Source organism: Caloramator australicus RC3 (genome assembly GCF_000297115.1).
In the GTDB taxonomy this organism is placed as follows: Bacteria; Bacillota; Clostridia; order Clostridiales; family Caloramatoraceae; genus Caloramator; species Caloramator australicus.
Genome location: NZ_CAKP01000138.1, coordinates 1 through 26,643 on the forward strand (window position 1 = coordinate 1; position 26,643 = coordinate 26,643).

Below are 26,643 nucleotides of genomic sequence, written 5' to 3' on the forward strand. Positions count from 1 at the left end.
AGAAATATATAAAGATGACGATGATGTAATAGGATGCAGCGCAGAAGGGCATGTAAGCCATGTATTATCGGCGAGATTAAGCAGCAGGCCATTAGGATGGAGCAAGGAAGGATTAAAGATAATGGCAAAGCTAAGGGTATTTAGCAAGAATGGAGGAAATTTAAGGGAAATAAGTGTGTTTAAGGAAGATGAAAAAGCCTTCAAGGTAAGTAAGAAGAAAATAAAAGAAGCGATAAGAAAGATAAATAAATCTTCACGTGAAGTTATGAATAATATAACGATATTGAACATAGGGAAAGTAACGCCAATTTACAGGATATTAAAATCAATAAAATATGAAAATATAATTTAAGTTTTTTAAATTTAACAAACGCCTTGAAACTAGCTAATTTAAGGGGTTGTCTATAAAAATTAACCTACAATATCTTGACACTATCTATATTTTTCTAGGGATTGTAATGCTATTTTCCCCAAAGGTATAATCCTTTCTTTGCTGCCATTACATCTTAAATATCCCAATTTTAAATTTACATCATCTACATTAAGATTTATTATTTCTGAGACCCTAATACCCGAAGCATATAAAACTTCAAGCATTGCTTTATCCCTTATTGCTTTAAAATCTTCTCCTTTAGGCATTGCAAGTAACATTTCAATTTCTTCTAAGGATAAAATAGATGGAAGCTTTTTTTCTATTTTAGGGGTTTCAATCTCTAAAGTAGGATCCGATTGAATTAATGATTTTTTATAAAGCATCCTATAAAAGGATCTAATTGCTGCCAAGCTTCTTGAGATAGACGAAGTTGCTCTGCCCCTTTTTTGCATATTTAAAAAATATGCTATAATATTCGACTTTTTAATATTCTTATAATCTAAATTATTTTCTTCCAAATACATCAAAAAATTTTTAATATCTCTAACATAAGATTCCAATGTATTTTCCGATAATCTTTTGTTCTTTAAAAATACATTAAACTCCTTTAACAACTCTTCCATCGTAAAATCCCCTTTATTTTAGATTTAAATACATCTATCTAGGAATATTTATTATTTTTTTTACTATATCTAACAGCCCTTTATCATCCAAGCCATAGTTTACAACAAAGATAGCATCATCTTTATTGATGTTATGATTTTTTACCAATATTGAATTTATAAGGAGAGGAAATACAACACCAATTGTCAATATAATAATTAGTATCTTTAAAAACAATTTTATTTTTTTCATTCCATCACCTTACTGAATTACTAAATATGTAGATAATGCTTTAATAATCTTTGTTATCACAAAGGATTCTAATATGTTGCCAATAAATATAATGAAAAACAAAGCTAAAATGTTAAAAGAATATCCTATAACATCATTTTGGTTTCTAAAATTACTATGTTTTTTAATTAAGTTTAAGCTATAAACAAAACTAAAGGAGCAAATAAATAAATAGGCAGGGACATAAAATAAGTTTTGTGGTAAAAATGATAATAGTATAAATAAAAATCCCTTCATCCCAAAGGCTTGAAGTATAAAGGCTACATTAAAGCCAATAATAAATCCTTTAAAAAGAGATACTAAATTTGAAAAAATTAACCCTAAATATGTCAAGCTTAAAATCCATAATATAAAAATTATTATAAAATTATTCTTTAAAAGTTTCAAAAATATTATAAAACTATTAGTATTTTCCTTATTAATTACCTGAAAAAAATTATTTAAATACATTACAAGTTCCTGTTTTTCTGTGTAATTAATTCCCTTTGCACTTAAAGCTCCTAATGCGATACCAAAGGTAAACATTAGGGTTATTATAAAATAAATCCATAGGTTGTCCTTAATATTTGTATATATTTTATAATTTACTCGTTTTCTCGTAACAACCCCCCCTTTATTAAATGTTCCCTACAATAATATATGTGAAAAAGGGGGGTAAAATGATTAAATATAATCTTTAGCTAGTAATATACCAATAATTGTTTTTGCATCCTTGATTTCTCCTGTTTTTATCATGTTAAGTGCTTCCTCCCATGTCACTTCAAAAGTCTCAACATGTTCCCCTTCATCTAAGTTAACCTTCCCATTTTCTAATTTATCACTAAAATAAATATAAAGTATTTCAGAAGAATATCCTGGCGAAGGATAAAATTTAGTCAATAATTTTATTGATTTTGGAATTTTTCCCGTTTCTTCCTCAAGCTCCCTTATCGCACATGCTTCAGGATCTTCATTAAATTCAAGCTTACCTGCAGGTATTTCTATCAAAACTTCCTCTGTAGGCTTTCTAAATTGTTTTATAAGCAATATCTTCCCTTCATCTGTTATAGCAACAACACCTACTCCTCCATTGTGTTGAATAATCTCCCTTGTTGCCTCTTTTCCATCAGGCAATAATACCTTATCTTTCCTTACACTCAAAATCCTTCCCTTATACTTTACCTCAGATTCTATTGTTTTTTCATAAAAATTCATATATAACACCTCTTTAGAACTACATTAATAAGGCCATTCCTTTCGGAATAGCCTATTTTTTATCCAAGTTTCTGTTTTAATCTTAATTTGTCAGCAATCATGGCTATAAATTCTGAATTTGTCGGTTTTCCCTTGTCATTATGAACTGTATATCCAAAAATTTTATTAATCGTTTCCACTTTTCCTCTTGACCAAGCAACTTCAATGGCATGTCTTATAGCCCTTTCAACTCTGCTTGCTGTTGTATTATATTTCTTAGCTATTGACGGATATAATTCCTTTGTTACTGCACTTAATAACTCTATATCATTTACAACCATTTGTATTGCCTCACGCAAATATAAATACCCCTTTATATGAGCTGGAACCCCTATTTCATGTATAATATTTGTTATTTCTGCTTCTAAAGAATTTGAATTATTTATATGTATCGTTTCTGATACACTAACATTAGTTCTCCTTACTTCTGGTGCTGATCCTGAAGATGCAAATAGTTGTCTGATTCTTTTGCTAAATATATCCATGTCAAAGGGCTTAACTACGTAATATTCTGCTCCCAAGTTAATAGCCCTTTGAGTAATCTTATCTTGCCCAACTGCAGATAAAATTATTACCTTAGGCATTGGAATATCATCCATCGAATTTAACTTTTCCAAAACACCCAATCCATCCAAATGAGGCATTATTATGTCTAAAACTAAAACATCCGGTTTGTTAGCTGCTACAAGCTTAACTGCCTCAATTCCATCCTTTGCAACACCAACCACATCAAAATCCTCTTGAGTTCTAAGGTATTCACTGAGAATTGTTGTAAATTCTTTGTTATCGTCTGCAATTACTATTTTTATTTTTCTATCCTCCATCGAATAACCCCCTCACATTTCCATTATCTAACAATATATCTATTCGACAAATGAAATAAAAATCCTGCTAACAAATTAAAAAATTTTTTAAAAATTGAAATAAAATGAAAAAAAACTGTTAAAAAAATTAAGGGGACTATAAATCATACCCTTGTTCTTTAAGCATCCATTCTATATATATTCCATATCCCATATCAGGTCTATTAATAAAAACATGGGTTATTGCCCCTACTATTTTCCCATTTTGTAAAATTGGGCTACCACTCATCCCTTGAACAATTCCTCCAGTTTTTGCTAAAAGCTCAGGATCTACTATTCTAATTATCATGCTTTTAGGACTTGGTTTTGTTTGTTGAATAATTTTTTCTATTACAATATCATACTCCTTAACTGTATTTCCGTCTAAAGTTGTTAAAATTGTAGCCGGTCCTTCCTTAACTTCATATTGATGTGCTATTGGCATCGGATTTTCGTATATATTATTATTATAAACTTTTAACAATCTTCCGTAAATACCACAAACAGTATTTTTTTCAATTTCCCCTAATGAAGAATCATCCATGAATATCCCCTTTAATTCTCCTGGTTTGCCTCTAAGTCCTTGTTCTATTGCTATTATATTGGCATCATATATCTTTCCCTTTTTTAACGGAAATAGCATCCCTGTATCAACATCATTTATAGGGTGTCCTAAAGCTCCAAAATTTTTGTTTTTAGGATCATAATAGGTTAATGTTCCTATGCCTGAAGTTGAATCTCTAACCCACAATCCTATTTTATAATCATTGTTTTTTGCCTTTATAGGCTTTAATTTTATGATTTTAATATCTCCTTTTCTTTTTATTCTTAGCTTTATTTCTTCTCCTTTTGAGTTTTTAACAATACTTAGAAGGTCATATACGTTTTCTAATTCCTTGCCTTCAGCTTCTATTATAAGATCTCCTATCTCAACGCCACCTATTGCAGCAGGACTTTGTTTAAATCCTTCACTGGTTTCTATATCCGAAAAGCCTACTACTATTAGGCCATAACTATATATCTTAACTCCGATCGGCTGTCCACCTGGAAATAGCCTAATTTCAGGAGTAACATTTACCGTCATTGTTTTAACTGGAATTAACCCTAACAACTTTATCTTAAAATCAATTTTGGGTTGATTTTTATTTATATTCCCCTCTACTTTAAATAAATATTTATTCTTTAAAACATTTTTATAAAGAAATTCACTTGATATTTCGTTTTCTGTAGCATTTATAGTAGAAGGCATATATAAAATTTCACTTACTATTATTAAGGATAGGAATAAAGTTATATATATAAACTTTTGTTTTAAGCTTTTCAAACATTTCAAATTTATCACTCCTTATTCCTTTTTATTCCTCTCACCTTCCTTTCTCTATATCTAAATTAACCTTTTTATTGTCCATATATACTAGAATAATACTGTCATATTGGGCATTCTTGGACAATGTCTATTTTATCTATAAAATTAAAAAAGACTAGTAGAAGATATTAAATTCTTCCACTAGCCTTTATTGTTTGTTTCAATCTATTCGCTATTTCAATCATTTCCTTAGCATGTTTTATAGTTAATTCTGTTACAATCGCCCCACCGACCATTCTCGCGATTTCATTAACCTTTTCGTTATCATTAAGGTGATGAACAGTTGTTGTCGTTTTCTCATCACTTGTCTCCTTATTAATTACAAAATGTTTGTCTGCCATTGCAGCAATTTGAGGTAAGTGAGTAACACAAAGTATTTGATGAGTTTTTGAAATAAGGCACATTTTCTCAGCAACTGCTTGGGCAGTTCTTCCACTTATTCCCGTATCAATTTCGTCAAAAATTAGAGTTGGAATCTCATCTATATCTGCAATAACTGTTTTTATAGCTAGCATAATTCTTGAAATTTCTCCACCTGATGCAACTTTATTTAATTTTTTTAAAGATTCACCTGGATTGGCGCTAAAAAGAAACTGAACTTCATCTTTACCGTTTTGTGAAAATTTATCCATTTCATTAACACAAACAAAAAATTTAGCTCTTTCCATACCTAAATATCTTAATTCTTCTTCAATCCTTCTAGATAGATTTTCTGCTGCTTCTTTTCTTAATTTAGTCAACATATCAGCATAATGAGTTAACTTATTGAAGCATTCTTCACGTTCCTTCAATAGCTCGTCTATTATTTTTTCACTGTTTTCTATATTTTCATATTCATCTTTTATTTTTTCATAATATTCCATTATCTCTTCAATACTTTTTCCATATTTTCTTTTAAGCCTATTAATTAAGTCCAGCCTTTCTTCAATTAAGTTCAATTCATCTGGATTAAATTCGATTTTTTCTTTAAAGTCCCTTAATCTATCTATTATATCTTCAAGCCTATAATAAACATCCTCCAAATCCCTTTTTAAATTTTGGTAGGAATCATCAAATTTACTTATGTTATCTATTTGGGAAAGGCTAAAGGAAATTTCATCAAATGCAGAATAGCCTTCACTTTTTTGATAAAGACTTTCATAAGCATTTGCTAATGAAGAATAAATTTTCTCAGCATTTGAAAGTAAATTTCTTCTTTTAATAAGTTCTTCCTCTTCTCCAATTTTTAAATTAGCTCTTTCTATTTCATCAATTTGAAAAGACAAAATATCTAATTTTTGAAGCTTATATTGTTCATCTCTTTTTAACTCTTCTATTTTTTTGTCTATTTTATTAAATTTTTCATAATGTTCTACATATTTTATTTTAATAGAACTAAGTTCCTCACCAGAATAAAAAGAATCTAATATGTAAATATAATTTTCTTCATTTAAAAGGGACTGATGTTCATGCTGTCCATGGACATCGATTAAATATTGAGCTATTTGCTTTAAAAAGTTTACAGTTATCGTCCTACCATTTATCCTGGATATATTTTTTCCATTAATATTAATTTCCCTGGAAATTATTACATGTTCGTCAAAATCAATTCCGAAATTCCTCAATTCTTCTTGAAGTTTTTCATTATTACATAAAAATACGCCTTCTACATAAGCAAAATCCTTGCCTCTTCTTATTATATCTTTATTTTGTTTTTCTCCCAAAAGAAAATTAATACTATCTATTATAATTGATTTTCCAGCACCAGTTTCTCCTGTTAATATATTTAAATTGTTGGAAAATTCTAATTTTACCTCATCTATTAAGGCAAAGTTTTTTATATATAACTCAAGGAGCATTAATCTACCTCCTTATTTAAAATCCTTTTCATCCTCAGAGCAATCTCCTGAGCCTTTTCGTTAGTTCTTGCAAGAGCAAATATTGTATTGTCCCCCGCTATTGTCCCAACTATTCCATCAAATTTCAAAGAATCAATAGACTCTGCTGCGGCTGAAGCTGAACCTGATAATGTTTTAATCACTATCATATTTCCAACACAGTCTATATCTAAAACAGTTTGTGAAAAGATACTAACAAGTTTATCATAAAGTGCATTGTTTTGATACGAAAAGGGAGCATATTTATATTTTCCATCCTTTGTTTGCACCTTTATAAGCTTGAGTTCTTTAATGTCCCTTGAAACTGTAGCTTGAGTAACATCGAATCCCTCTTTTTTTAATTCATCAACAAGTTCTTCTTGAGTCTCAATATCTTTTTGGGTTATTATTTCTAGTATTTTTGAATGTCTGGTAATTTTCATAATAAAACCCCTTTCTTCCCTCAGCTGGAAAATTCCTTTAATTTTTTTTGCAAAACTTCAAAAAAACTTCTATTGTAAAGTTTTATAAACTCTGCGTCATAAGGAGCCTTTGTTATCAATACCCTATCCCCTCTTTCAAGTTCTAATCCTAATTGGCCATCGGCGGTTAGGCAAACACCTTCATTTGCACTTACAATATTTATTTCTAAAGTTTTATTGCTCCCTATTATTATTGACCTTGAATTTAAACTATGTGGACATATAGGGGTAACAACAATAATATCAAGCTCAGGATAAACGATTGGTCCTCCTGCAGAAAGGGAATAGGCAGTTGAACCTGTAGGAGTAGAAACGATAAGGCCATCTCCCCTATATGTTTCCATTACCTTATCATCTATAAATGTATCAAGTTCAATTATTCTTGATAATGTTCCTTTAGTGATACAGATATCGTTTAGACTATAAAGCTCCTTTATTAGTTGCTCTTCTCTGTAAATTTGTGCCTTTAACATCATTCTTCTTTCAATTTTAAAATCATAATTTAGAAGTTTTGAAAGAGCGTCAAACATAAACTCTTTTTCGACTTCCGTAATAAAGCCTAAATGTCCAAAGTTAATGCCCAATATTGGCTTTATAAAAGGAATTTGTCTTCTTGTAACATTTAATATGGTTCCATCTCCGCCTAAAACAACTAAATAGTCTGAACTTTTAAAGATATCTTCTTCACTATATCCTAATCCTTCTAGGTTAAGCTCGCCTGCTATATCCCTTTCTAAAATAATATTACAATTTCTTTCTATTAACCAATTAACAAGCTTTCTTGTTACTGTTAAATTGAAATCCTTTGTTCTATTTACTAATACTGCTATGTTCATCATGTTCATCCCATCTTTTCATCTATTTTAATTCGCTATGGGCTTCATTTACTATATTTATTATTAATGATTCTATGTTTTCGATGCCGTTATCGATATTTTTAGAAAGATAAAGAAGATATTCTATATTCCCCTCCGGACCTTTAATTGGAGAAAATTGCAATCCTTTTATCGTTAAATCAATCGATTTTGCAAAATCGATTATTTCTTTTATCACTTCCCTATGAACATCAGGATCCCTTACTACTCCCTTTTTCCCAACCTTTTCCCTTCCTGCTTCAAATTGAGGCTTTATCAATGCAACTATTTCGCCTTCATCTTTTAATAAACCTTTTACCACAGGTAGCACTAATTTAAGGGATATAAAGGATACATCTATTGATGCAAAGTCGGCAAATTCTCCTAAATCTTCAGGTTTTACATATCTTATATTTGTTCTTTCCATAACTACAACCCTTGGGTCATTTCTTAAATCCCATGCCAATTGGCCATACCCAACATCTATAGCAAAAACTTTTTTTGCACCTTTTTTGAGCATACAATCTGTAAATCCACCAGTTGAAGCTCCAATATCAATTGTAACTTTATCTTTTAGGTTAATGTTGAAACTTAATAAAGCCTTTTCTAATTTAAGTCCACCTCTACTAACATAAGGTATTGCGTTTCCTTTTATTTCAATTTCTGAATCAATATCCACCTTTTCCCCAGCTTTATCAACTCTAACTCCATCAACAAATACCAATCCTGCCATTATATTTTTTCTTGCCTTTTCCCTTGTATCGAAAAACCCCTTGTGAACTAATAATACATCAATTCTTTCCTTGCTCATAATCACCTTACCCTTTTCCTAAATTTCTTTTAAAATAGTGTTGTATAAGCCCTCAATATCCAAATTATACTTTTTGTAAAGTAAACTTATATTCCCATGTGTTACAAACTCATCAGGATAACCAATGTTTCTAATTTTGCCTTTATAGTTTTTCTTTGCTGCATATTCAAGAACTGCAGAACCAAATCCTCCACTTAAATAATGATCTTCAATTGTAAAAATTATATTGTAATCTTTAAAAATCTCATCCAATAATTTATAATCTAATGGTTTTATAAACCTTGCATTAATCAAAGTTGGAAAAATATCATGTTTATTTAGCTTTTCTATAACCAATTTAGCGTTTTGTGTTAATCTTCCTGTTGATATTATGCATACATCCTTGCCTATAGTTAATTCTTCCCATTTCCCATAGTTTATCTCATCATACTTTTCAAATTGAACATTTAAATCTCCACCTCGTGGATATCGAATAGCAATTGGTCTATTAAAATCTATAGCCCATTTAATCATCATTTTAAACTCTTCTATATCCTTTGGAGATATTATAGTTAAATTTGGAATTACCCTCAAAAATGATATATCTAAAATTCCCTGATGAGTTTCTCCATCCTCTCCAACAATTCCTGATCTATCTATTGCTAAAACCACAGGTAAGTTTTGAAGACAAATGTCATGAACAACTTGATCATATGCTCGTTGAAGAAAGGTTGAATAAACAGCAAAGATAGGTTTTAAGCCCTGCGTTGCAAGCCCAGCTGCAAAGGTAGCAGCATGCTGTTCTGCTATTCCAACATCAAAAAATCTGTCCTTAAAATGTTCTGAAAAGGGTTTTAACCCTGTTCCATCAGGCATTGCTGCAGTTATAGCGACTATTCTTTGATCTTCCTTTGCAAGTTTAATTAGCTCCTCACCAAAAACCTCAGAATATGTAATTTTAGATTGAGTAAAATTGTTTCCAGTTGCAACCTCAAAGGGCCCTACTCCATGATAAACATCCGGTTGATCCTCTGCATAAATATATCCTTTTCCTTTTTTAGTAATAACATGAATTAATATTGGCCCCTTTAATTTTTTTGCTCTTTGAAAAACATCAAGTAAATTTTCAATATTATGCCCATCTATTGGTCCTAAATATGTAAATCCTAATTCTTCAAAAAGCATTCCAGGTATTACAAGTTGTTTAACTCCCTCTTTTATTTTTTCCATCGACTTATATATGTTATTACCCAAAGCAGGTATTTTTTTTACTAAAAGCTCTATATCATTTCTTATTGTTATATATTTTGGACTTGTTCTTATCTTACTTAAATACATAGCCAAACTTCCAACATTTTGTGAAATAGACATTTCATTGTCATTTAAAACCACAATAAGGTCGTTTTTTGATGCCCCTGCATCATTTAACGCCTCAAGGGCCATACCTCCAGTTAAAGCACCATCTCCAATAACTGCAATAACATTAAATTTTTCTCCCTTTAAATCCCTCGCCTTGGCAATTCCAAGGGCAGCAGATATAGATGTGCTGCTATGACCCGCACCAAAAACATCATATTCACTTTCTTTTCGAGTAGTAAAACCACTCAAACCACCATACGTTCTTAATGTATCAAATTTATCCTTACGTCCTGTTAAAATCTTATGAACATAACACTGATGTCCAACATCCCAAACAATCTTATCCTTAGGCAGATCAAAAATCCTATGTAAAGCTATTGTAAGCTCAACAACCCCTAAATTTGATGCTAAATGTCCCCCCGTTTTAGAAACTTTATCTATTAAAAATTTTCTTATCTCATTAGATAGAATATTTAATTCCTTTAAAGATAAATTTTTTAAATCTTTAGGATAATTTACCTTTTCTAGCACCGCCATTATTCTTACCTCTTTTTCTTTTGATTTTTTTCTTTTTAGTATTCCTTCTAAAAAATATCCAAAGTAAAAAACAATATTGTTAGCTTGAGTAAAAGCAAAATTTTTTCCTATAGCCTTTCCGCCAATTGTCAGTGCTGCAATAATTGAACTTATTATTAATGCTATTAATGACTTATTTATATAAAAAACGTAAACTGATAAATTAGCTGCTATTACAGCACCAGTTGCTCCACTTATAATACCTACTATATCACCAATAACATCATTACAAAAATTTGAAACTCTATCTGCATTTCTAATAAGATAAACTGCCCAACTTGCCCCCTTAACCTTCCTCGATGCTAAGGAATGAAATGGTTCTTCATCAGCAGCAGTAACTGCAACACCTATGATATCAAAAAAAACACCAATTGAAATTATAAAAAGTAATAGGACGATCGCATTAAAAATGCTTACATTTGGAACTAAAAATTCAGTTAAGGAATTTATAACAAAAGAAATAATGAGAGTCCAAAAAATAATAACCAAAATCCATCTAATATTATTCTTATTATTAGTTTTTTTCTTATAAAGCTTAATTTTTTTATTTTTCCCCATGTCATCACCTTTATTTAATTTAGGTGGCAGCAGGATGAGTTAAGTTTGCGGCTTAGGTCTAGCAGGCTTTCCCATTTTCAGACCCAGGCGTCGCCGCCTAGGCGGTTTCCCTTTAACTGAAAATTCACACCGTTGCCGAATGTGAGGCTAGATTACCACTTAGTCCACACTGCAATCCCCATCCTGCCTCAAAACGAACAGTCTAGGAGCTTTCCTCGACGGCATCATCTATTCCTAGCCTCTTTTGCAAAAATGGTTTCCTATAGCGATAATCCATATTCTTAGGCCCTTATGAATATGGATCTGATCTATCCTCCACCATTCTTGCTCAAGGCAGGCTACGCTGCACGCAGCTTAACACCGCTTTGCAGGTTTAATCCCTTGCCGTAGGTTTCCCCACGCACAAGGGTCTCCGCGGGGGTAGGGTCGATTGCGCATGCCATTGCGGTCGCCCCATCCCCCTTACTCCCAGCACCAACCCACCACTGGGCGTAGCGAGCCAGCACAAGGAACTTCATCGATGTGCCCTTTAGCGGATTTTTAGCCCCGCCTTCAGAATAGACTAGCCGACTAGAATACTGCGCCACCTATTTATAGTATAATCCAATTATTAGCCCCAATATTGCTCCAGCTAAAACCTCAATCGGAGTATGTCCTATTAACTCCTTTAATTTTTCTTGTTTTAGTTTATTATGCATTAGATCATCGATAATTCTATTCAGAATTTCTGCTTGCTTACCTGCAGCCCTTCTAACACCTGCTGCATCATACATTACAACAAGTGCAAAACAAAAGGCAATAGCAAACTCAACACTATCATAACCTTTTAAAGAACCTATTCTTGTCGCTAAGGCAACAACAAAAGCAGAGTGGGAACTTGGCATTCCGCCTGATCCAACCATTCTTGATAAATCAATTTTCCTATGTTTTATAGAAACAATGATTACTTTTAAAAGTTGAGCAACAAACCATCCTAAAACAGCTGTAAGCAGCACTTCATTTCTTAGAATTTGAAGCAAACCCACTTTTTCCACCTAACTTTCACGATTCAAAAGGTATTTTGTTAAGTCTTTTAGAAATCCTGTATTATCTATTTTATTAGCAAGTTCTACAGCTTTCAAACTAAATTCCTTAGCTAATTCCCGCGATTTTTCCAAACCATATAAAGTTACATAGGTAGGTTTATTATTTTTCGCATCTTTTCCAACACTTTTACCTAATTTCTTCTCATCTCCTATAACATCAAGAATATCATCAACTATTTGGAAGGCTACACCAAGGTTTTTACTATATTCCCTTGTTATTTCTAAATATTCGTATCTATTTGCTATTATTGCCCCTACATTACATGAGGCTTCTATAAGCTTTCCAGTTTTCCTTTCATGCATTGAAACCAATAAATTCTCGTCTATAATATTGCCAACGTTAGTAATATCTATAACTTGACCTCCAATCATTCCCGTAATGCCACTGGCTTTTGCTATCTCGAAGGCCGCATCTACAAATCTTTTGTCATTTTTTCTTTTAATAACTTTTAGCAATGTCTCAAATGCATAATTTAAAAGACCATCACCAGCTAAAATCGCAATAGCATCTCCATAAACTTTATGATTCGTTAATTTACCCCTTCTATAGTCATCATTATCCATTGCCGGTAAATCATCATGAATTAACGAGTATGTATGAATCATCTCAATGCTACAAGCAATATCCAATACATCCTCCAAATTCCCCTCTAAAGCCTCACATACTGCAATGCATAAAATAGGCCTTATTCTTTTTCCTCCTGCAAACAAACTGTATTTCATTGCCTCTATAATAATTTGAGGAGCATCAACATATGAAAGAAGTTCTTCAAGCCTTTTATTTATAAGTTGTTGTTTATCTTTAAGTGCTTTTTTAAAATCCATCTTATTCCTCCTCGAGTTTAAACTCCTCTTCTGTTACTTCACCATTTTGACCCTTCAATATAATATTGATCTGTCTTTCAGCTTCATCAAGTTTTTTATTGCAATAATCTGAAAGCTCAATTCCTTCTTTAAACAATTTTAGTGACTCATCTAAAGATAAACTATCACTCTCTAATTTTTTTACAATATCCTCCAGCCTTTTTATCGCCTCTTCAAAGTTCAAATTAATCTGTTCCTTCATAAATTTACCTCCATCTTCTCTAGAACATCGCAATTTAATTTTCCATCATTAAGATGTAAAACTATTTTATCTCCTATTTCTACTTCATTAATACTCTTAACTATATTATCATCCTTTTGAACAAAGGCATAACCCCTAGTTAATATTTTTAATGGGCTCAAAGCGTCCAGCTTACCAACCAAAGCAGAAAAATCTCCTTTGCGTTTTGACAAAATATTTTTTCCTATATTACTAATTTTGGTCTTTTCTAAATCCAATTTTCTTTTTTGTTCATCAATTTTTCTAGTTACAATATGAATAAGTTTATTATGCAAATTATCAATATACTGGACATTTTGGACAATCCAATTGTTAGGTGAATAGCTTAAAAGCTTTTGATTTAAAGTTTCAATAAACATTTGATTCCCTTTAATTTTGTTTTTTAAAGACCTATATAAAGCTTCTTGATAACTATTTATCTTAAATTTTAATTCATCAAATCTTGGAACTGCAATTTCTGCAGCATGGGATGGAGTTGATGCCCTTACATCAGCAACAAAATCTGCAATTGTATAATCAGTTTCATGTCCCACTGCTGAAATTACAGGAATCCTACTTTCAAATATTGCTCTTGCCACAATTTCCTCATTAAAAGCCCAAAGCTCCTCTATTGAGCCTCCACCTCTTCCTATTATTATAACATCTATGTCATCTCGCGTATTAAAATATCTTATCCCTTCAACTATGCTTTCAGCAGCTCCATCTCCTTGAACCTTTGCAGGATAAAGAAGAATACTAATTCCACAAAAGCGTTTTGAGGATACATTAATAATATCTCTAATGACAGCACCTGTGCTAGATGTTACTACTCCAATCTTTCTTGGGAAAACTGGCAGTTTCTTCTTGTATTTTTCATCAAAAAGTCCTTCCTTTAGTAATTTTTCCTTCAATTGTTCAAATGCAAGATAAAGGCTTCCATACCCATCGGGTTCCAACTTGCTACAATAAAGCTGGTACTGCCCATCCCTCTCATATACAGTCACAGAACCATAGGCAATTATGTTCATCCCATCCTCTGGCATAAATTTTAGTCTAGAACTATATCCCTTAAACATAACGCATTTTATTTTTGCTTCATTATCTTTTAAAGTAAAATACATATGTCCTGAAGAATGTAATTTAAAATTTGATACTTCTCCCTTTACTATTACATCATTTAGCACTTCATCAAAGTCAAACACTTCTTTTATATATCTTGTTAACTGACTTACACTGAAAATCAAATTATCCATATATTCCCGCTGCCTCCAGAACGTTTTCTATCAGCATTGTTGTAGTCATCGAACCTACGCCACCTGGAACAGGAGTTATCATAGAAGCTTTTTTTACTACATTTTCAAAATCCACATCTCCTACAAGCTTTTCCTCTACCAAAGTTGTTCCAGCATCAATGACTACAGCACCTTCTTTAATCATATCTGCAGTTATCAATTTAGGTTTACCAACAGCACTTATAACAATGTCTGATTCTAACAAAATATCCTTTAAATTTTTAGTCTTAGAATGGCAAATAGTTACTGTTGCATCATTGTGGAGCATCAAAGCAGCAACTGGCTTTCCAACGATATTGCTTCTTCCAACTACTGCAGCCCTTGCACCTTTTATTTCAATTTGCATTTCCTTTAAAATTCTTAGTATGCCTTTAGGAGTGCAGGGCATTAAACATCTTTCCCCTCTATAAAGTTTTCCTGCATTGATAGGGTTAAAACAATCAACATCCTTATTTACTGCTATTGCATTAGCTATTTTGTCTTCATCAATATGTTTTGGCAATGGAACTTGGACCAAAATCCCATGAACAGTTTCATCATCATTCAATTTTTTAATCAAATCGAGTAGTTCTTTTTCCGAGGTACTTTCAGGCAATTCATATGTAATGGATTTTAGTCCTGCCTCAATACAAACCTTTTCTTTATTTCTAACATAAGAGACAGATGCAGGATCTCCGCCGACTATAATAGTCGCTAAGCATAGTTTTTGTCCATTCTTATCCTCATACTGTCTAATTTTAACCTTTAACTCTTCCCTTATGTTTTTAGCTATTGATTTACAATCTATTATTAAGGCTGCCATTATATTTCCCCCTTTAATATTTTATTTAATCCAATATATGCTACCCCAACTGCATTATCTGAAGCAAATCTTTTATTGGAAAAATAAATATTATTACCAAAGATCTTTTCTAACCTTCCTCTTAAAAATTCGCTTGAAGCAACACCTCCTAATAAAAGTATAGGCAATTTATATTCAATTATCAAATTGTTTATTAATTTTTCCAAAGTTTTAGCTACACAAGTCATAGCTGCATGTGCTATTTCTTCTTTTGATTTAGCTTCAGCTATATACTTTAACGCTAAGGTCTCTTGCCCCGAAAAATTAAAATCAAATCCATCTACCTTGGATGGTATTCTTAAAGGGCTATTTCTTACACCCATAGCTAATTGATCTAAATATTTTCCTGCTGGAAAATCAAATCCAAGTGCCACTCCTATCCTGTCTAAAAATTGACCTATACTTATATCCCTTGTTCCGCCAATCTTTTTTATTGTATAATCTATAAATCTATCAACCATCAAAACTTCAGAAGTTCCTCCTGAAATATGTAAAGCTATAAAACGTTTTAAATTGAGATTAGCTGTCCTTATTGCAGCTTCAATATGTCCCTCTTGATGGGTGGTAAAAAATAATGGAATTGAATTAGTAACAGATATCACCCTCCCAAAGGATTCTCCTGCCCTAAATACGGGCATATATGACCCCTCCACAGGTCTTGGTGCTATGCTTACACAAACAGCATCTAAATTGCTGCAACTTAAATCTTCAAATAACGTAGGCAAATTCATTACATGTTGAAAAAGGGCTTCAGATTGCCTTAAGCCCCTTTCACCCATCTTAACATTTAAAATTTTTCTTGAATCTAATTCTATTCCATTTTCACTAACGACTGCAATTGAAGTTGTATAATTGCTTGTATCAATTCCTAAAACTCTAACCATACAAGCCAATCTCCTCAACAACTTTAGCTAATACCCCATTAATAAATGCCGGTGACTGGTCAGTTCCATATATCTTTGCAAGTTCAACAGCCTCATTTATTGCAACCGGAGTAGGCACATCTTCTCTTTCCATTATTTCATATATAGCAAGTCTCATTATCGATAGATCCACCTTAGCTAATCTGTTAAGTTTCCACCCATGCGCATGCTTGTCAATCAATTCATCAATTTTAGCTAAATTTTTTTCTACTCCATAAACGCAATCCTTTATGTATTCAATATCTTCATTAGAGAATTTTAATTCATTGTTATCAAAAAAGTCCCTAATTATCTCATCTGCTGGATAATTTGTCAATTCCATCTGGTAAATTAACGTCATAGCTTTTTCCCTTGCATTTTTTCTTCCCATGATCATTCCTCCATATTATCTCCAGGTGTTTAATATATTTTGTATGTCATTTAGAAGATTTTCATTATTATCTATCTTCTTACCTATATAATAACCAAAAAATATGCAAATAACAATAAAAATAGTTTTAAAAAAGCCTATAACAAGGACAAGAATAGAAAATAATAAACCTAAAAGGGTTCCTATAAATTTACCCGTATGGTTTTTAAACAAATTGATTAAATATTCTTTCCACATAACTATCCCTCTATTCCATTCGAAGCTTCGTATTGCTTGCAATTTCATCTACAATTACCTTAACTTCAGCAACAGGGATCTCAGCAACAGACTCTAGGTAGGTTTTTGTAGCCGTTTGAACTTGTAATACTAAATTGGGAATGTTGTGATCCGGAAATACTATGGCTTTAATCATTACACTTAATTTATCTTTGTTGGGTTTTAGAAACACCTTAAAATCCTTTAATCCTTTTACGTCACTTAGTGATTTCGAAATTAATGCTTTTATAGCTTCATTTGATATAATAAGTTCTCCTTCAGAAGTATATCTTGAAACACCAAGCTTAAAATTTTCCCTCTTAAAAAGATTTAATAAAACAATTAAATTTATAACTAAAACTATAAAGGCGAAAATAGTCACATAAAAATTTTTATTAGCTTCCTTAACAAAGCTTACAATAAAATCATTAGATAAAATATTTAAAGGCATCAACCCTACGACAAAAACTAAAATAGAAGTTATTATTAAATAAAAAAACAGAAAAAATTTGTTTAAACTGTTCATTCGTAACACTCCCTATTCATAAATTAACCAAAATTAACCCTCTGCAAGCAGAGGGTTAATTTTGGTTATTTTTTTAACTTATCGTCATCCTTTACTTCTTTTTGAAAGTTTACGCCTTGAATATGGACATTTACTTGAGTTACATTAATTCCTGTCATTGTTTCAACAGAAAGCTTTACCTTCCTTTGAACTTCCTTTGCAAGTTCAGGAATAACCACTCCATATTCAACGATTAAATAAACATCTATTAAAACTTCATTTTCTCCTAATTGAACCTTTATGCCCTTACCTGGTGATTTAACACCTACCTTTTCAAGCATATCCCCAGTAAAGCCAGCAGTTAAATCTGAAACTCCTTGAACTTCACTTACAGCCATAGACGCTATAAGGGATATAACCTCAGGAGCTATTTTTACTTGCCCCATTTCATTCACATTTATTTCTGTTTCCATTAATTACACCTCCTGTCGTATCCATCCTTATCATTAGTTTATTACTATTAAATAAAAAAATCAAGTAAAAATTATTTCTGTCTTACAGTAATTCTTGATGGCGATATCCCTGTAGTTTTTACTATAATATCCTTTATTTGATTAGCCTCTTCACTTGTTAGTGGGTTATCAGCTCTTACGCAAACCTCTACACCATTATCATCGATAAAACATAATGCATCTTCAAATCCCTTTTCTTTAATAAGAGTCTCAATCTTGCTCTCCTTAAGTGCTCTGTCGTTAAGCTGCATTAATTTAGTTGTGGCAGCTTCCTTTGCAGACTTTGTTGCCTCCTGGCTATTTATTATTTTTTCAAGCTCTTGTTTTACTACGCTTCTTTCCTGTTGCCTTGTGATCCTGCTTTCTGCAAAATAATTAGTAGCTTCTAATTTTTCAGCATTTTTACCTATTGTAGTTAAATAAGCTGAATCGTTAAATCTCTTGGCTGCCCATCCCGCCACTGCTATTAACATTATTAGCACAGCAATTATAGCAGTTTGTCTTTTTACATCAGACATAGTCCCCCTCCTAAAATATAATCTAATAAATTTATATGATATATATAATTTTTATATAATTAATTTTTCATAGGAAGAACAGATACTTTATTTGCCGGAATGTTTAAACCAGTTTTCACCGCATTTATGATTTGTTCCTTAATTATAGGACTCTTAGCTCCCTCTGCTACTACAATAACACCTCCAATCCTTGGGCGAATTTCTTTTATAATAAAAGGTTTATTCGAAGTCCCCTCATTCATAAGAACAACATTTATATTTCTGCTATTTTCTGTTGTTATTCTGGTTCCTCCTTGGTTATCTTTTTCTTCTATTTTTCTTATGCTATTATTTTCATTGTAGGCTGGAACTGTGCTTGCACCCTCTTCAAAATAAATCATAGCATTAACTTTTCCTACACCATCTATTTGCATTAATATATCTATTAAATCCTTCTTTAACTTTTCCTCATATGTAAGCTGTGGAGCATATGTTGAAACCTCAATAACAGACTTTTCCTCCTTTTTCTTTTTGTCTGCTAAATTGATACTTTTATAAACATTTGAGATAAGCATCATCAAAATACCTATCAAAATTACTATAATCATGTTTAAAATAAACTTCTTTGGATTTTTCATATTTTTATCTAAAAGGCCCTTTAAATTCATACCCATCCCTCACTTTATAACAATTATTTCATCTTGATTTATTTTAAGATACTCAGATAAATATTTTTTTACCTTTATTGTCTCAGCATCTTCCTCATTTGTCCTTCCTATTACTACCTTTTCAACTGGTTTCACATTACTTTTGTAGCTTCTAATTAAAGTTAAGGAATATACCTTACCAAAGCTTAGCGAACTCATATTTTCATCAATTTTTATATCTTTAACAACATATTCAAGGTTTAACCTATTTTTTATATCCTCTTCTATCCTCTTTGATAAATTATTTTTAAACTCCAAAATTAATTGCTTATTGTATTCATTCAAATTAGTATTCTTTCCATCCTCTAAACTATATTTTTCATAATATGACGCGACGGTATTTTCAACATCAATATTTTTGCCTATAAATTGAAATATAGGCATAATTATTGTAATTAAGATTATAAAGCCTAAAACAAACCTAACATATTTTTTAAATTTATTTGTAGGCAAGACTATTTCTACTAAAGTAGCGAAAATATATATACTCAATATCATCTTAACCCAAGAACTTAAAAAACTCAGCATACCCATCACCCAACATTAACAATAACTTTGCCAGCAGAAGCTAAAATAGTTATCATTATAAAAAACATAACAGCAACGGATAAAACAGCAGCAAACACAATCGTTAAAGATTTACTAGCTGCATTTAAACCCTCTACAATTTTTTTGTCTACTATAGGTTCTAAAACTACACAAGTGAATTTATAAATTAAACTAATAACCATTATTTTTATAAGAGGAAAAACACAAATTCCAACAATCATAACTACACCGAATACGCTCAAAGCATCTTTTAAAATTAAAGAATAGCTTGCAACAGTTGCAACCGCATCCGAAAGAGCACCACCAACAATTGGGATCAACTTATCAACAGCAAACTTAGTGCTTTTAAGAGCCACTTCATCAAAGGTATTAGCTGTTATTCCTCTAACTGTAATAATCGCTATAAAAACCGTCATTAAAAATCCTAAAACTAAAGTATTTATTGTATTTATAAAATCCCCTAATTTCCCAATTTTTATATCATCGCTTAAATTATCTACTATATGGACAGCTACAACGATTATAGTTACAGGTAAAACAAAGTTTTTTATAATATCGCTGGAAAACTTTATAAAAAACATAATGATCGGATCTAAAGTTGTTGCTGTTGCTACGCTACCTGTTCCAATCAAAATACTAATCATCGACGGAATCAATGCATTCATAAATTCAACCATATCAGTTATAGCTTTAGCTGCAATTGAAATAGCATATGTAAAACTTTTAATTATAATAGTAGTTATTAAAAGAAATATTGCAAAATTAGCGATTTTAGCTATACTATTTTCATCAAAGGAATTTTGAAGGTTATGCATAAGAGCCGAAATAATTCCAATTACCAAAAGTTCAATCAACAATTTATAATTAATCAAGATTTCTTTAATCGAAAATCCAATAATATTCTTAGTAAAATCCTTAAAAGTTAACTTCAACGATCCAGAACTTTTATAATCATCTAGAATCTTTTTTAAACTTAATTCTGGGAAATATTCATACGTTTGTTGTAACGATTTCGATACTTTTTCTAAAGAAGAAAAATCAGTATAAGTTGGATCTTTATTCATAGAAAATACATATATGTTAATAAAAAACAAAAACAAAAATATTAATGCTGATGTTTTTAACATTATTTTCATATTTACCACATCCTATGGTAGAATTTTAATTATTAAGTCGATTACCGCAAGCATTATAGGCAAGGATAAAATCAATATCAATATTTTCCCAGCAAATTCAATTTTACCCGCAATAGAACTTTGACCTGAATCTTTACAAATTTCAATCCCAAAGGAAGCCAAATATGCTATTCCAATTATTTTAAAGACAATGCTTAAATATGTGTAGTCTATATTAGCCTTTACAGCAATTTGTTGAATGGCTTGTATTACTATAGTAAGTTTAGAAATCATCATAAAAAATATTATTAAACCTGTAACTATACTCAAGTGAACTGCATACTCAGGCCTGTCTTCTTTGATAAATAATATTAATACTGAAGCTATAAAAGCAATTGAAATAACCTTTATTATTTCCATGAAATCACCTTCTAAAATTGGAACATGGATTTTACAGTATCAAAAAGTTTTATTAGCATATTTATTGTTAAGAATAAAATTATAATTATTCCCCCTAGTGTAGTTAAGGTAGCAAAATCGCTTTTACCTTGGCTATCAAATATTTTATCGAGAATAATTATTACAATTCCTATCATTCCAATCTTAAAGATAATATTAACATCAAACATAATCCCCCTCCTAAACTAGTATAACAACTATAAGTATTCCTGAAGCAAACCCTAAGTATTTAACCAGTTTATCATTCCTTTGTCTTTTATCATCCGCCTTCTTTTCAAGCATATCTAGTTTTTTCATAGTTAAATTAAAATTCTTTTTTTGTCCCTCTAAATCGCTTGTCCCTAAACTAGAAAAGAAACTAACTAAAACCTCAATTTCTTCCTTTTCTAGCAAAAAGCGATCCTTGTGTCTGTCAAAAGAATTTATAAATATATCATGCAATGTGTCCTTCTCAAAATCCTTTATTGAATTTGCTAAATCTATGAAAAGAGCTTTTAATGGTTCATTTACTTTTAACGATAAATTTGATAATGCCACATATAAAGGTTCTGCCGAATAAATTATCTCACTTTCTAAAATCTGAAGAGCATATTGCAGTTCCCTAAGCTGCCTTACCTTCTCATAAAGCAAATGAGATATGTAAAAACCTGTTATAGTAGATGCTATAATAATAATTAATCCCCCTATTAACTTTAGCATTTTACCCCTCCTTTATGTTAGGTAAATAATTTTTTCTATTGTGCCCGGTCCCCTTTTATTACTTAAAATTATAACTACATCAAAAAAACTATTTTCTATCATTTCCTTAAAACCAGCTCTTACCTTAATCTCATCAAAAGTTCCTGCATGGGCAGTTGCAATAATTTTTACTCCTGCCTTTAAAGCATCCTGAATTGCTTTTGTATCATCTAATCCACCTATTTCGTCAACTGCAATAATTTCAGGTCCCATAGACCTTAAAAGCATATAAATTCCTAATGTCTTTGGACAGGAATCTAATACATCCGTCCTTAAACCCACATCAAGCTGTGGAACTCCTTGATGACATGCTGCTATTTCTCCTCTTTCATCAACAACACCTATTCTATATCCTCTTACATTTAATCTCTTATTGCCATCACTTAAATTTCTTATTATATCCCTTAAAAGGGTTGTTTTACCACATCCTGGTGGTGATATAATTAAAGTATGCTTTATACCATCTGAATATAATTTTTTTACAATTGCATCAGAGCAACCCTTAATTTCCCTTGCAATTCTTACATTTAATGCAGAAATATTCTTAAGCGTTTTAATACCTTCACTGCCTAAAACCGTTCTCCCTACAATTCCTACCCTATGACCACCTTTTAGTGTCAAATAGCCATTTCTAAATTCATCTTCAAAGGAATACAAAGAATAATTTGTCATCCTTTGAATCGTCCTCTCAATATCCTTAATATTAACTAAAAACGCACTATTACAATCATAAGTAATGCCGCCATTTATCCCAATAAAAAAATCTGAATTGTTTTTTACAATCATGAGGGGCTTATTTGCTCTTAGCCTTATTTCTTGAATGCCTTGCATATCGTTAGGCTCTGTCCTTCTAAAAACTAATGATATTTCTTCAGGAAATATTTCTATTATTTCTTTCGTTAAAATCAAACATATCCCCCCTTTCTTAATATAAAGTTTATTATTGTCCTCAATTTTTTATGATAAAAAGTTACTTATTATTTTACGCATAAAAAAAGAGTCCCTAAAAATTTAGGGACTAACAATTGCAATTTTCATCATCACAGTTGCATTCATCTTTTATAAAAATAGGTTCGCTGCAGTTAGGACATATAATTTCATCTTCATCCTCATCTTCAAAAACATCTTCATCAAGATATATCTTCTCATGGCAGTGTGGGCATTCAACTTCAACAAATCCGTCGTCCTCATCATCCTCATCATATATTTCATCCTCTAATCTTGTTAAATCTTCGTCTATTGCATCAACATAATCCTCAAGATCAGACTGTTCATCGTATATTCTTTCTATTTCCTCTGCGATTTCATCCAAAACATCGATTATAGCTATTAATAGCCTGCCTTCCTTTGTATCTTCATTGATCCCAAGACCATCAGCCAACCCTTTTAAGTATGAAACCCTTTCCTTAACTATGTTCATAAAATCACCCCATTTTAAAATTTAAGCAGTGGTATTTACCACTGCTTAATAATAGTATGCATCAAACTCTGCTCATATATTCACCTGTTCTTGTATCAATTCTTATAACATCGCCAACATTTACAAATAGCGGAACCATAAATGTAGCACCAGTTTCAACTGTTGCTGGTTTTAATGCGTTAGTTGCTGTATCACCTCTAACACCTGGTTCAGTTTCAACAACTTCTAACTCAACAAATGTTGGTGGTTCAACTGAAAAAGCTTCTCCTTTGTAGAACTTGATTATAGCAGTCATATTTTCCTTTAAATATTTGATAGCATCTTCTACCTTATCATAGTTTAATGGAATTTGTTCATAAGTTTGAGTGTCCATAAAGTAATATAAAGTTCCATCATTGTAAAGATATTGCATTTCCTTTCTTTCAATAACTGCTTCTGGGAACTTTTCAGTTGGGCTAAAGGATTTTTCAATAACTGCTCCTGTTACTACATTCTTTAGCTTAGTTCTTACGAAGGCAGCTCCTTTTCCAGGCTTTACATGCATAAAATCAACAACTGTAAAAACTTGTCCATCGAGTTCAAAAGTAGTTCCTTTTTTAAAATCACCAGCTGAAACCATGAATATTATCCCTCCATATTGTGAATTTTATCTAAATTATTAAAAATTACTCGATTTCAATTAAATGCTTTGGTGAATGAGAAAGAACTCTATATCCATCTTTAGTCACAACAACTAATTCTTCAATTCTAACTCCACCAAAGTCTGGAATATAAATCCCTGGTTCATCAGTAATAACCATTCCTGCTTCTAAAACTTCATTGCTTCTAAAGTTAACCCTTGGAAGTTCATGAACCTCCATTCCAACTCCGTGTCCTAAACCATGGCTAAATCTTTCCCCATATCCTCTTTCAGTTATTATATCCCTTGCTATTTTATCAAGGTCAAAGCAGCTAATACCTTCCTTTACTGCCTTTAATGCCGCTTCATTTGCATCTAAAACTGCATTGTATATCTCCTTTTGCTTTTCTGTTGCCTTACCAACAACAATTGTTCTTGTCATATCAGAACAATATCCATTATATATACATCCAAAATCTAAAGTTACAAAATCCCCATACTCTAACTTTTTATCAGTTGGAGTTCCATGTGGCAAGGAAGACCTAGCACCTGAAACTACTATTGAATCAAAGGACAGCCCTTGTGCACCCTGCTTTTTCATAAAGTATTCTATTTCTAAAGCAATATCTCTTTCTGCAACTCCTGGCTTGATAAATTTTAAAATATGTTCAAAGGCCATATCGGCAATTGAAGCAGCCTTTGCGATAAGTTCTATTTCTTCTTCTTCCTTTATCATTCTTATCTTTTCAATAGTATGATTTAGTTTAACTATTTTTATGTCTCCTAATTTTTCTTTATATATTTCTAGATCTTGAAATGTAAACCTATCTTCTTCTACTCCTAAAACCTTTACATCGTTTTCTAACAATATGTTTTTAACGGCATCGTGTATAGGTGGCTTATATTCTATAACTTCGTAGCCTACAACTTCCTTGTGAGCTTGTTCTATGTATCTACCATCAGTTAGAAAGTAAGCTTTATCCTTTAAAATGACTGAAAAACTTTCATGGCCTGTAAATCCACTTAAGTAATTTCTGTTGTAGTCACCAATGATTAAAGCAGCATCAATTCCTAATTCATCAAAATGACTTCTAAAATTTTCTAATCTTTTTAAAATATTCATACTTCTTCCCCCTTTGTAAAATAAAAAATTGCCAAAATATATGAATAATAGCCAAAACCACTTATTTGGCCAACACAAGCAGGAGCAATAACCGACTTTCTTCTAAATTCCTCCCTCGAATAGATATTTGTCAAATGAACTTCAATAGCTGGTATTTGAATAGACCTTAATGCATCATAAATAGCGATACTATAATGTGTATAAGCACCTGGATTTATAATAATCCCATCATAGATTCCCTCAGCAGAATGAATTTTATTTATTATCTCACCCTCTACATTGCTTTGATAAAAATCAACTTCAACATTATGCTGTTTAGCAAAATCAGATATCTTTTGGCACAATTCATCGTAAGTTAATTCTCCATAAAGGTCTACTTCACGTTTTCCAAGCATGTTTAAATTTGGTCCATTGATTATTAAAAGTTTCATAAGATCACATCCTCTTAAACAACAATTGTATTTTATCAAATTTATGCCAACAATGCAATTAATATTTGTCTTTTAAGCTGCTTAATGTATCAAGATATATTCTTTTAAGCTTTAATGCATCTTCCGCCATGTTTTTTCTTGATTCACATATTATCCTCAATGATAAATCTTTTTTAACGAGAACTATTGCAAGATCCTTAAATTCAGGACCAAAGTCTATATCGTCAATCGTCCAATGCTTTTTTTCACCTGCATTTGTCCACTCTATTCTGCTAAAATGGCAATGGATATCTTTAACTCTATCTTTTCCAAGTTTCTCTTCAACTTTATTTATAATATACTCAAAATCATTAACGCTATTTAATGCTCCTCGTCCTAATGCATGAATATGTCCAAAATCTATTGTGGGAACTATTTTTTCGTCAAACTCACAAATCTCTAAAATTTCATCTAAAGTTCCTATTTGGTTTTGTTTTCCCATAGTTTCAGGGCATATCATTATATCTGGATATAGTCCTTCCTTTACAAGCTCATCTATTGCTTCATATATTCCTCTTTTACAATTATCAAAGGCTCTTTTCCTATCTGTCTTTGCTGAAGAACCTGGGTGAAAAACTACCCTATCTGCTCCCATTATTTTAGCAAAATATGAACTTTTTTTTAAGTATCCTATTGATTTTTGGACAATATCTTCATCTTCGCTTGCAAAGTTAATATAATATGGTGCATGAATAGATAATTGAATACCATATTTTTGGGAATTCTCTCCTATTTTTATTGCTGTTTCTTCCTTTAAATTTATTCCCCTACCAAAGGAATATTCATAAAGTTCCAATCCCATCTTATTTAACCACATTGGATAATCAATAGATAATTTATAACCATCCTCATAAAAAGAATCAGAAATCCCCGACGGTCCAAATTTTGTTGTCATA

General features: G+C 31.4%; 35 protein-coding genes. 1 reads left to right on the plus strand and 34 read right to left on the minus strand.

Features of this window, described 5'->3' with window-relative positions:
- On the plus strand, positions 1–352 hold a 352-nt coding region (locus CAAU_RS12595; RefSeq protein ID WP_192811226.1), incomplete at its 5' end, for a UPF0236 family transposase-like protein.
- Positions 353–432: 80 nt separating this feature from the next.
- On the opposite strand, the gene CAAU_RS12600 is transcribed toward CAAU_RS12595, so the two are convergent.
- From CAAU_RS12600 to CAAU_RS12770, 34 genes are all read right to left on the minus strand, one after another.
- Entirely contained in the window at positions 433–996 is a 564-nt protein-coding gene (locus CAAU_RS12600; protein ID WP_008909816.1) for a site-specific integrase, read from the minus strand.
- A 34-nt stretch (positions 997–1,030) separates the two neighbouring features.
- Positions 1,031–1,228 carry a hypothetical protein gene (locus tag CAAU_RS12605; protein WP_008909817.1) on the minus strand — a complete coding sequence of 66 codons (198 nt, stop codon included), beginning with the start codon at positions 1,226–1,228 and terminating at the stop codon, positions 1,031–1,033.
- A 9-nt stretch (positions 1,229–1,237) separates the two neighbouring features.
- Positions 1,238–1,843: a stage II sporulation protein M gene (spoIIM, locus tag CAAU_RS12610; protein ID WP_083852899.1), complete on the minus strand. Its 606-nt coding sequence runs from the start codon at positions 1,841–1,843 to the stop codon at positions 1,238–1,240.
- Positions 1,844–1,930: 87 nt separating this feature from the next.
- Positions 1,931–2,461, minus strand: a complete 531-nt coding sequence (locus CAAU_RS12615; RefSeq protein ID WP_008909819.1) for an NUDIX domain-containing protein — start codon at positions 2,459–2,461, stop codon at positions 1,931–1,933.
- A gap of 59 nt (positions 2,462–2,520) precedes the next feature.
- Entirely contained in the window at positions 2,521–3,324 is an 804-nt protein-coding gene (gene spo0A, locus CAAU_RS12620) for a sporulation transcription factor Spo0A (protein WP_008909820.1), read from the minus strand.
- A gap of 136 nt (positions 3,325–3,460) precedes the next feature.
- A complete protein-coding gene (gene spoIVB, locus CAAU_RS12625) occupies positions 3,461–4,675 on the minus strand; it encodes a SpoIVB peptidase (RefSeq protein ID WP_008909821.1) in 1,215 nt (404 codons plus the stop codon).
- Positions 4,676–4,836: 161 nt separating this feature from the next.
- Complete coding sequence (gene recN / locus CAAU_RS12630; RefSeq protein WP_008909822.1) at positions 4,837–6,546, minus strand: DNA repair protein RecN; 1,710 nt, start codon at positions 6,544–6,546, stop codon at positions 4,837–4,839.
- Positions 6,546–7,007, minus strand: coding sequence for an arginine repressor (locus tag CAAU_RS12635; RefSeq protein WP_008909823.1), 462 nt, complete (start codon positions 7,005–7,007; stop codon positions 6,546–6,548). The genes recN and CAAU_RS12635 overlap by 1 nt, the downstream gene beginning before the upstream one ends.
- Positions 7,008–7,027: 20 nt before the next feature.
- The gene (locus tag CAAU_RS12640) at positions 7,028–7,882 is read right to left on the minus strand and encodes an NAD(+)/NADH kinase (protein ID WP_008909824.1); all 855 of its coding nucleotides are present in this window, start codon (positions 7,880–7,882) and stop codon (positions 7,028–7,030) included.
- A gap of 22 nt (positions 7,883–7,904) precedes the next feature.
- On the minus strand, positions 7,905–8,711 hold the full coding sequence (locus CAAU_RS12645) for a TlyA family RNA methyltransferase (protein WP_008909825.1): 807 nt from the start codon (positions 8,709–8,711) through the stop codon (positions 7,905–7,907).
- An 18-nt stretch (positions 8,712–8,729) separates the two neighbouring features.
- On the minus strand, positions 8,730–10,586 hold the full coding sequence (gene dxs / locus CAAU_RS12650; RefSeq protein ID WP_156792100.1) for a 1-deoxy-D-xylulose-5-phosphate synthase: 1,857 nt from the start codon (positions 10,584–10,586) through the stop codon (positions 8,730–8,732).
- Between the two features lie 1,184 nt (positions 10,587–11,770).
- The gene (locus CAAU_RS12660) at positions 11,771–12,208 is read right to left on the minus strand and encodes a divergent PAP2 family protein (RefSeq protein WP_008909827.1); all 438 of its coding nucleotides are present in this window, start codon (positions 12,206–12,208) and stop codon (positions 11,771–11,773) included.
- Between the two features lie 9 nt (positions 12,209–12,217).
- Complete coding sequence (locus tag CAAU_RS12665) at positions 12,218–13,093, minus strand: polyprenyl synthetase family protein (RefSeq protein WP_008909828.1); 876 nt, start codon at positions 13,091–13,093, stop codon at positions 12,218–12,220.
- 1 nt (position 13,094) lies between these two features.
- On the minus strand, positions 13,095–13,334 hold the full coding sequence (xseB, locus tag CAAU_RS12670) for an exodeoxyribonuclease VII small subunit (RefSeq protein WP_008909829.1): 240 nt from the start codon (positions 13,332–13,334) through the stop codon (positions 13,095–13,097).
- Positions 13,331–14,605 carry an exodeoxyribonuclease VII large subunit gene (xseA, locus tag CAAU_RS12675; RefSeq protein ID WP_008909830.1) on the minus strand — a complete coding sequence of 425 codons (1,275 nt, stop codon included), beginning with the start codon at positions 14,603–14,605 and terminating at the stop codon, positions 13,331–13,333. Before xseA ends, xseB begins: the two co-directional genes overlap by 4 nt.
- Positions 14,598–15,446: a bifunctional 5,10-methylenetetrahydrofolate dehydrogenase/5,10-methenyltetrahydrofolate cyclohydrolase gene (locus CAAU_RS12680; protein WP_008909831.1), complete on the minus strand. Its 849-nt coding sequence runs from the start codon at positions 15,444–15,446 to the stop codon at positions 14,598–14,600. The genes xseA and CAAU_RS12680 overlap by 8 nt, the downstream gene beginning before the upstream one ends.
- Positions 15,446–16,369 (minus strand): tRNA (adenosine(37)-N6)-threonylcarbamoyltransferase complex transferase subunit TsaD, encoded by a 924-nt coding sequence (locus tag CAAU_RS12685; RefSeq protein WP_008909832.1) that lies wholly within the window; start codon positions 16,367–16,369, stop codon positions 15,446–15,448. The genes CAAU_RS12680 and CAAU_RS12685 overlap by 1 nt, the downstream gene beginning before the upstream one ends.
- A complete protein-coding gene (gene nusB / locus CAAU_RS12690) occupies positions 16,362–16,784 on the minus strand; it encodes a transcription antitermination factor NusB (protein ID WP_242822593.1) in 423 nt (140 codons plus the stop codon). The genes CAAU_RS12685 and nusB overlap by 8 nt, the downstream gene beginning before the upstream one ends.
- A gap of 9 nt (positions 16,785–16,793) precedes the next feature.
- Complete coding sequence (locus tag CAAU_RS12695) at positions 16,794–17,015, minus strand: DUF2273 domain-containing protein (RefSeq protein WP_008909834.1); 222 nt, start codon at positions 17,013–17,015, stop codon at positions 16,794–16,796.
- Between the two features lie 10 nt (positions 17,016–17,025).
- Positions 17,026–17,559, minus strand: coding sequence for an alkaline shock response membrane anchor protein AmaP (gene amaP, locus CAAU_RS12700; protein ID WP_008909835.1), 534 nt, complete (start codon positions 17,557–17,559; stop codon positions 17,026–17,028).
- Positions 17,560–17,624: 65 nt separating this feature from the next.
- Positions 17,625–18,011 carry an Asp23/Gls24 family envelope stress response protein gene (locus tag CAAU_RS12705; protein ID WP_008909836.1) on the minus strand — a complete coding sequence of 129 codons (387 nt, stop codon included), beginning with the start codon at positions 18,009–18,011 and terminating at the stop codon, positions 17,625–17,627.
- Between the two features lie 71 nt (positions 18,012–18,082).
- Positions 18,083–18,568: a SpoIIIAH-like family protein gene (locus CAAU_RS12710; RefSeq protein ID WP_008909837.1), complete on the minus strand. Its 486-nt coding sequence runs from the start codon at positions 18,566–18,568 to the stop codon at positions 18,083–18,085.
- A gap of 59 nt (positions 18,569–18,627) precedes the next feature.
- Positions 18,628–19,215, minus strand: coding sequence for a stage III sporulation protein AG (spoIIIAG, locus tag CAAU_RS12715; RefSeq protein WP_008909838.1), 588 nt, complete (start codon positions 19,213–19,215; stop codon positions 18,628–18,630).
- A gap of 9 nt (positions 19,216–19,224) precedes the next feature.
- The gene (gene spoIIIAF / locus CAAU_RS12720; RefSeq protein WP_040306728.1) at positions 19,225–19,782 is read right to left on the minus strand and encodes a stage III sporulation protein AF; all 558 of its coding nucleotides are present in this window, start codon (positions 19,780–19,782) and stop codon (positions 19,225–19,227) included.
- 5 nt (positions 19,783–19,787) lie between these two features.
- Complete coding sequence (gene spoIIIAE / locus CAAU_RS12725; protein WP_008909840.1) at positions 19,788–20,939, minus strand: stage III sporulation protein AE; 1,152 nt, start codon at positions 20,937–20,939, stop codon at positions 19,788–19,790.
- A gap of 12 nt (positions 20,940–20,951) precedes the next feature.
- A complete protein-coding gene (gene spoIIIAD, locus CAAU_RS12730; RefSeq protein ID WP_008909841.1) occupies positions 20,952–21,338 on the minus strand; it encodes a stage III sporulation protein AD in 387 nt (128 codons plus the stop codon).
- An 11-nt stretch (positions 21,339–21,349) separates the two neighbouring features.
- Positions 21,350–21,547, minus strand: coding sequence for a stage III sporulation protein AC (gene spoIIIAC, locus CAAU_RS12735; RefSeq protein WP_008909842.1), 198 nt, complete (start codon positions 21,545–21,547; stop codon positions 21,350–21,352).
- A gap of 10 nt (positions 21,548–21,557) precedes the next feature.
- A complete protein-coding gene (spoIIIAB, locus tag CAAU_RS12740; RefSeq protein WP_008909843.1) occupies positions 21,558–22,076 on the minus strand; it encodes a stage III sporulation protein SpoIIIAB in 519 nt (172 codons plus the stop codon).
- Between the two features lie 12 nt (positions 22,077–22,088).
- Entirely contained in the window at positions 22,089–23,024 is a 936-nt protein-coding gene (spoIIIAA, locus tag CAAU_RS12745) for a stage III sporulation protein AA (RefSeq protein ID WP_008909844.1), read from the minus strand.
- Between the two features lie 109 nt (positions 23,025–23,133).
- Complete coding sequence (locus tag CAAU_RS12750; RefSeq protein ID WP_008909845.1) at positions 23,134–23,535, minus strand: CD1247 N-terminal domain-containing protein; 402 nt, start codon at positions 23,533–23,535, stop codon at positions 23,134–23,136.
- Positions 23,536–23,596: 61 nt separating this feature from the next.
- Positions 23,597–24,154, minus strand: a complete 558-nt coding sequence (gene efp, locus CAAU_RS12755; protein WP_008909846.1) for an elongation factor P — start codon at positions 24,152–24,154, stop codon at positions 23,597–23,599.
- A 46-nt stretch (positions 24,155–24,200) separates the two neighbouring features.
- Positions 24,201–25,277, minus strand: a complete 1,077-nt coding sequence (locus tag CAAU_RS12760) for an aminopeptidase P family protein (protein ID WP_008909847.1) — start codon at positions 25,275–25,277, stop codon at positions 24,201–24,203.
- Complete coding sequence (aroQ, locus tag CAAU_RS12765; RefSeq protein ID WP_008909848.1) at positions 25,274–25,708, minus strand: type II 3-dehydroquinate dehydratase; 435 nt, start codon at positions 25,706–25,708, stop codon at positions 25,274–25,276. The genes CAAU_RS12760 and aroQ overlap by 4 nt, the downstream gene beginning before the upstream one ends.
- Positions 25,709–25,766: 58 nt before the next feature.
- Positions 25,767–26,642, minus strand: a complete 876-nt coding sequence (locus tag CAAU_RS12770) for a TIM barrel protein (RefSeq protein ID WP_008909849.1) — start codon at positions 26,640–26,642, stop codon at positions 25,767–25,769.
- Between the last annotated feature and the right edge of the window lies 1 nt (position 26,643).

Coding starts and splice junctions, on each gene's coding strand:
- CAAU_RS12600 (WP_008909816.1), bottom strand. CDS start 996: ATGGAAGAGTTGTTAAAGGAGTTTAATGTATTTTTAAAGAACAAAAGA.
- CAAU_RS12605 (WP_008909817.1), bottom strand. CDS start 1,228: ATGAAAAAAATAAAATTGTTTTTAAAGATACTAATTATTATATTGACA.
- CAAU_RS12615 (WP_008909819.1), bottom strand. CDS start 2,461: ATGAATTTTTATGAAAAAACAATAGAATCTGAGGTAAAGTATAAGGGA.
- spo0A (WP_008909820.1), bottom strand. CDS start 3,324: ATGGAGGATAGAAAAATAAAAATAGTAATTGCAGACGATAACAAAGAA.
- recN (WP_008909822.1), bottom strand. CDS start 6,546: ATGCTCCTTGAGTTATATATAAAAAACTTTGCCTTAATAGATGAGGTA.
- CAAU_RS12635 (WP_008909823.1), bottom strand. CDS start 7,007: ATGAAAATTACCAGACATTCAAAAATACTAGAAATAATAACCCAAAAA.
- CAAU_RS12640 (WP_008909824.1), bottom strand. CDS start 7,882: ATGAACATAGCAGTATTAGTAAATAGAACAAAGGATTTCAATTTAACA.
- CAAU_RS12645 (WP_008909825.1), bottom strand. CDS start 8,711: ATGAGCAAGGAAAGAATTGATGTATTATTAGTTCACAAGGGGTTTTTC.
- dxs (WP_156792100.1), bottom strand. CDS start 10,586: ATGGCGGTGCTAGAAAAGGTAAATTATCCTAAAGATTTAAAAAATTTA.
- CAAU_RS12665 (WP_008909828.1), bottom strand. CDS start 13,093: ATGGATTTTAAAAAAGCACTTAAAGATAAACAACAACTTATAAATAAA.
- xseB (WP_008909829.1), bottom strand. CDS start 13,334: ATGAAGGAACAGATTAATTTGAACTTTGAAGAGGCGATAAAAAGGCTG.
- xseA (WP_008909830.1), bottom strand. CDS start 14,605: ATGGATAATTTGATTTTCAGTGTAAGTCAGTTAACAAGATATATAAAA.
- CAAU_RS12680 (WP_008909831.1), bottom strand. CDS start 15,446: ATGGCAGCCTTAATAATAGATTGTAAATCAATAGCTAAAAACATAAGG.
- CAAU_RS12685 (WP_008909832.1), bottom strand. CDS start 16,369: ATGGTTAGAGTTTTAGGAATTGATACAAGCAATTATACAACTTCAATT.
- nusB (WP_242822593.1), bottom strand. CDS start 16,784: ATGATCATGGGAAGAAAAAATGCAAGGGAAAAAGCTATGACGTTAATT.
- CAAU_RS12695 (WP_008909834.1), bottom strand. CDS start 17,015: ATGTGGAAAGAATATTTAATCAATTTGTTTAAAAACCATACGGGTAAA.
- amaP (WP_008909835.1), bottom strand. CDS start 17,559: ATGAACAGTTTAAACAAATTTTTTCTGTTTTTTTATTTAATAATAACT.
- CAAU_RS12705 (WP_008909836.1), bottom strand. CDS start 18,011: ATGGAAACAGAAATAAATGTGAATGAAATGGGGCAAGTAAAAATAGCT.
- CAAU_RS12710 (WP_008909837.1), bottom strand. CDS start 18,568: ATGTCTGATGTAAAAAGACAAACTGCTATAATTGCTGTGCTAATAATG.
- spoIIIAG (WP_008909838.1), bottom strand. CDS start 19,215: ATGAATTTAAAGGGCCTTTTAGATAAAAATATGAAAAATCCAAAGAAG.
- spoIIIAF (WP_040306728.1), bottom strand. CDS start 19,782: ATGCTGAGTTTTTTAAGTTCTTGGGTTAAGATGATATTGAGTATATAT.
- spoIIIAE (WP_008909840.1), bottom strand. CDS start 20,939: ATGAAAATAATGTTAAAAACATCAGCATTAATATTTTTGTTTTTGTTT.
- spoIIIAD (WP_008909841.1), bottom strand. CDS start 21,338: ATGGAAATAATAAAGGTTATTTCAATTGCTTTTATAGCTTCAGTATTA.
- spoIIIAC (WP_008909842.1), bottom strand. CDS start 21,547: ATGTTTGATGTTAATATTATCTTTAAGATTGGAATGATAGGAATTGTA.
- spoIIIAB (WP_008909843.1), bottom strand. CDS start 22,076: ATGCTAAAGTTAATAGGGGGATTAATTATTATTATAGCATCTACTATA.
- CAAU_RS12750 (WP_008909845.1), bottom strand. CDS start 23,535: ATGAACATAGTTAAGGAAAGGGTTTCATACTTAAAAGGGTTGGCTGAT.
- efp (WP_008909846.1), bottom strand. CDS start 24,154: ATGGTTTCAGCTGGTGATTTTAAAAAAGGAACTACTTTTGAACTCGAT.
- CAAU_RS12760 (WP_008909847.1), bottom strand. CDS start 25,277: ATGAATATTTTAAAAAGATTAGAAAATTTTAGAAGTCATTTTGATGAA.
- aroQ (WP_008909848.1), bottom strand. CDS start 25,708: ATGAAACTTTTAATAATCAATGGACCAAATTTAAACATGCTTGGAAAA.
- CAAU_RS12770 (WP_008909849.1), bottom strand. CDS start 26,642: ATGACAACAAAATTTGGACCGTCGGGGATTTCTGATTCTTTTTATGAG.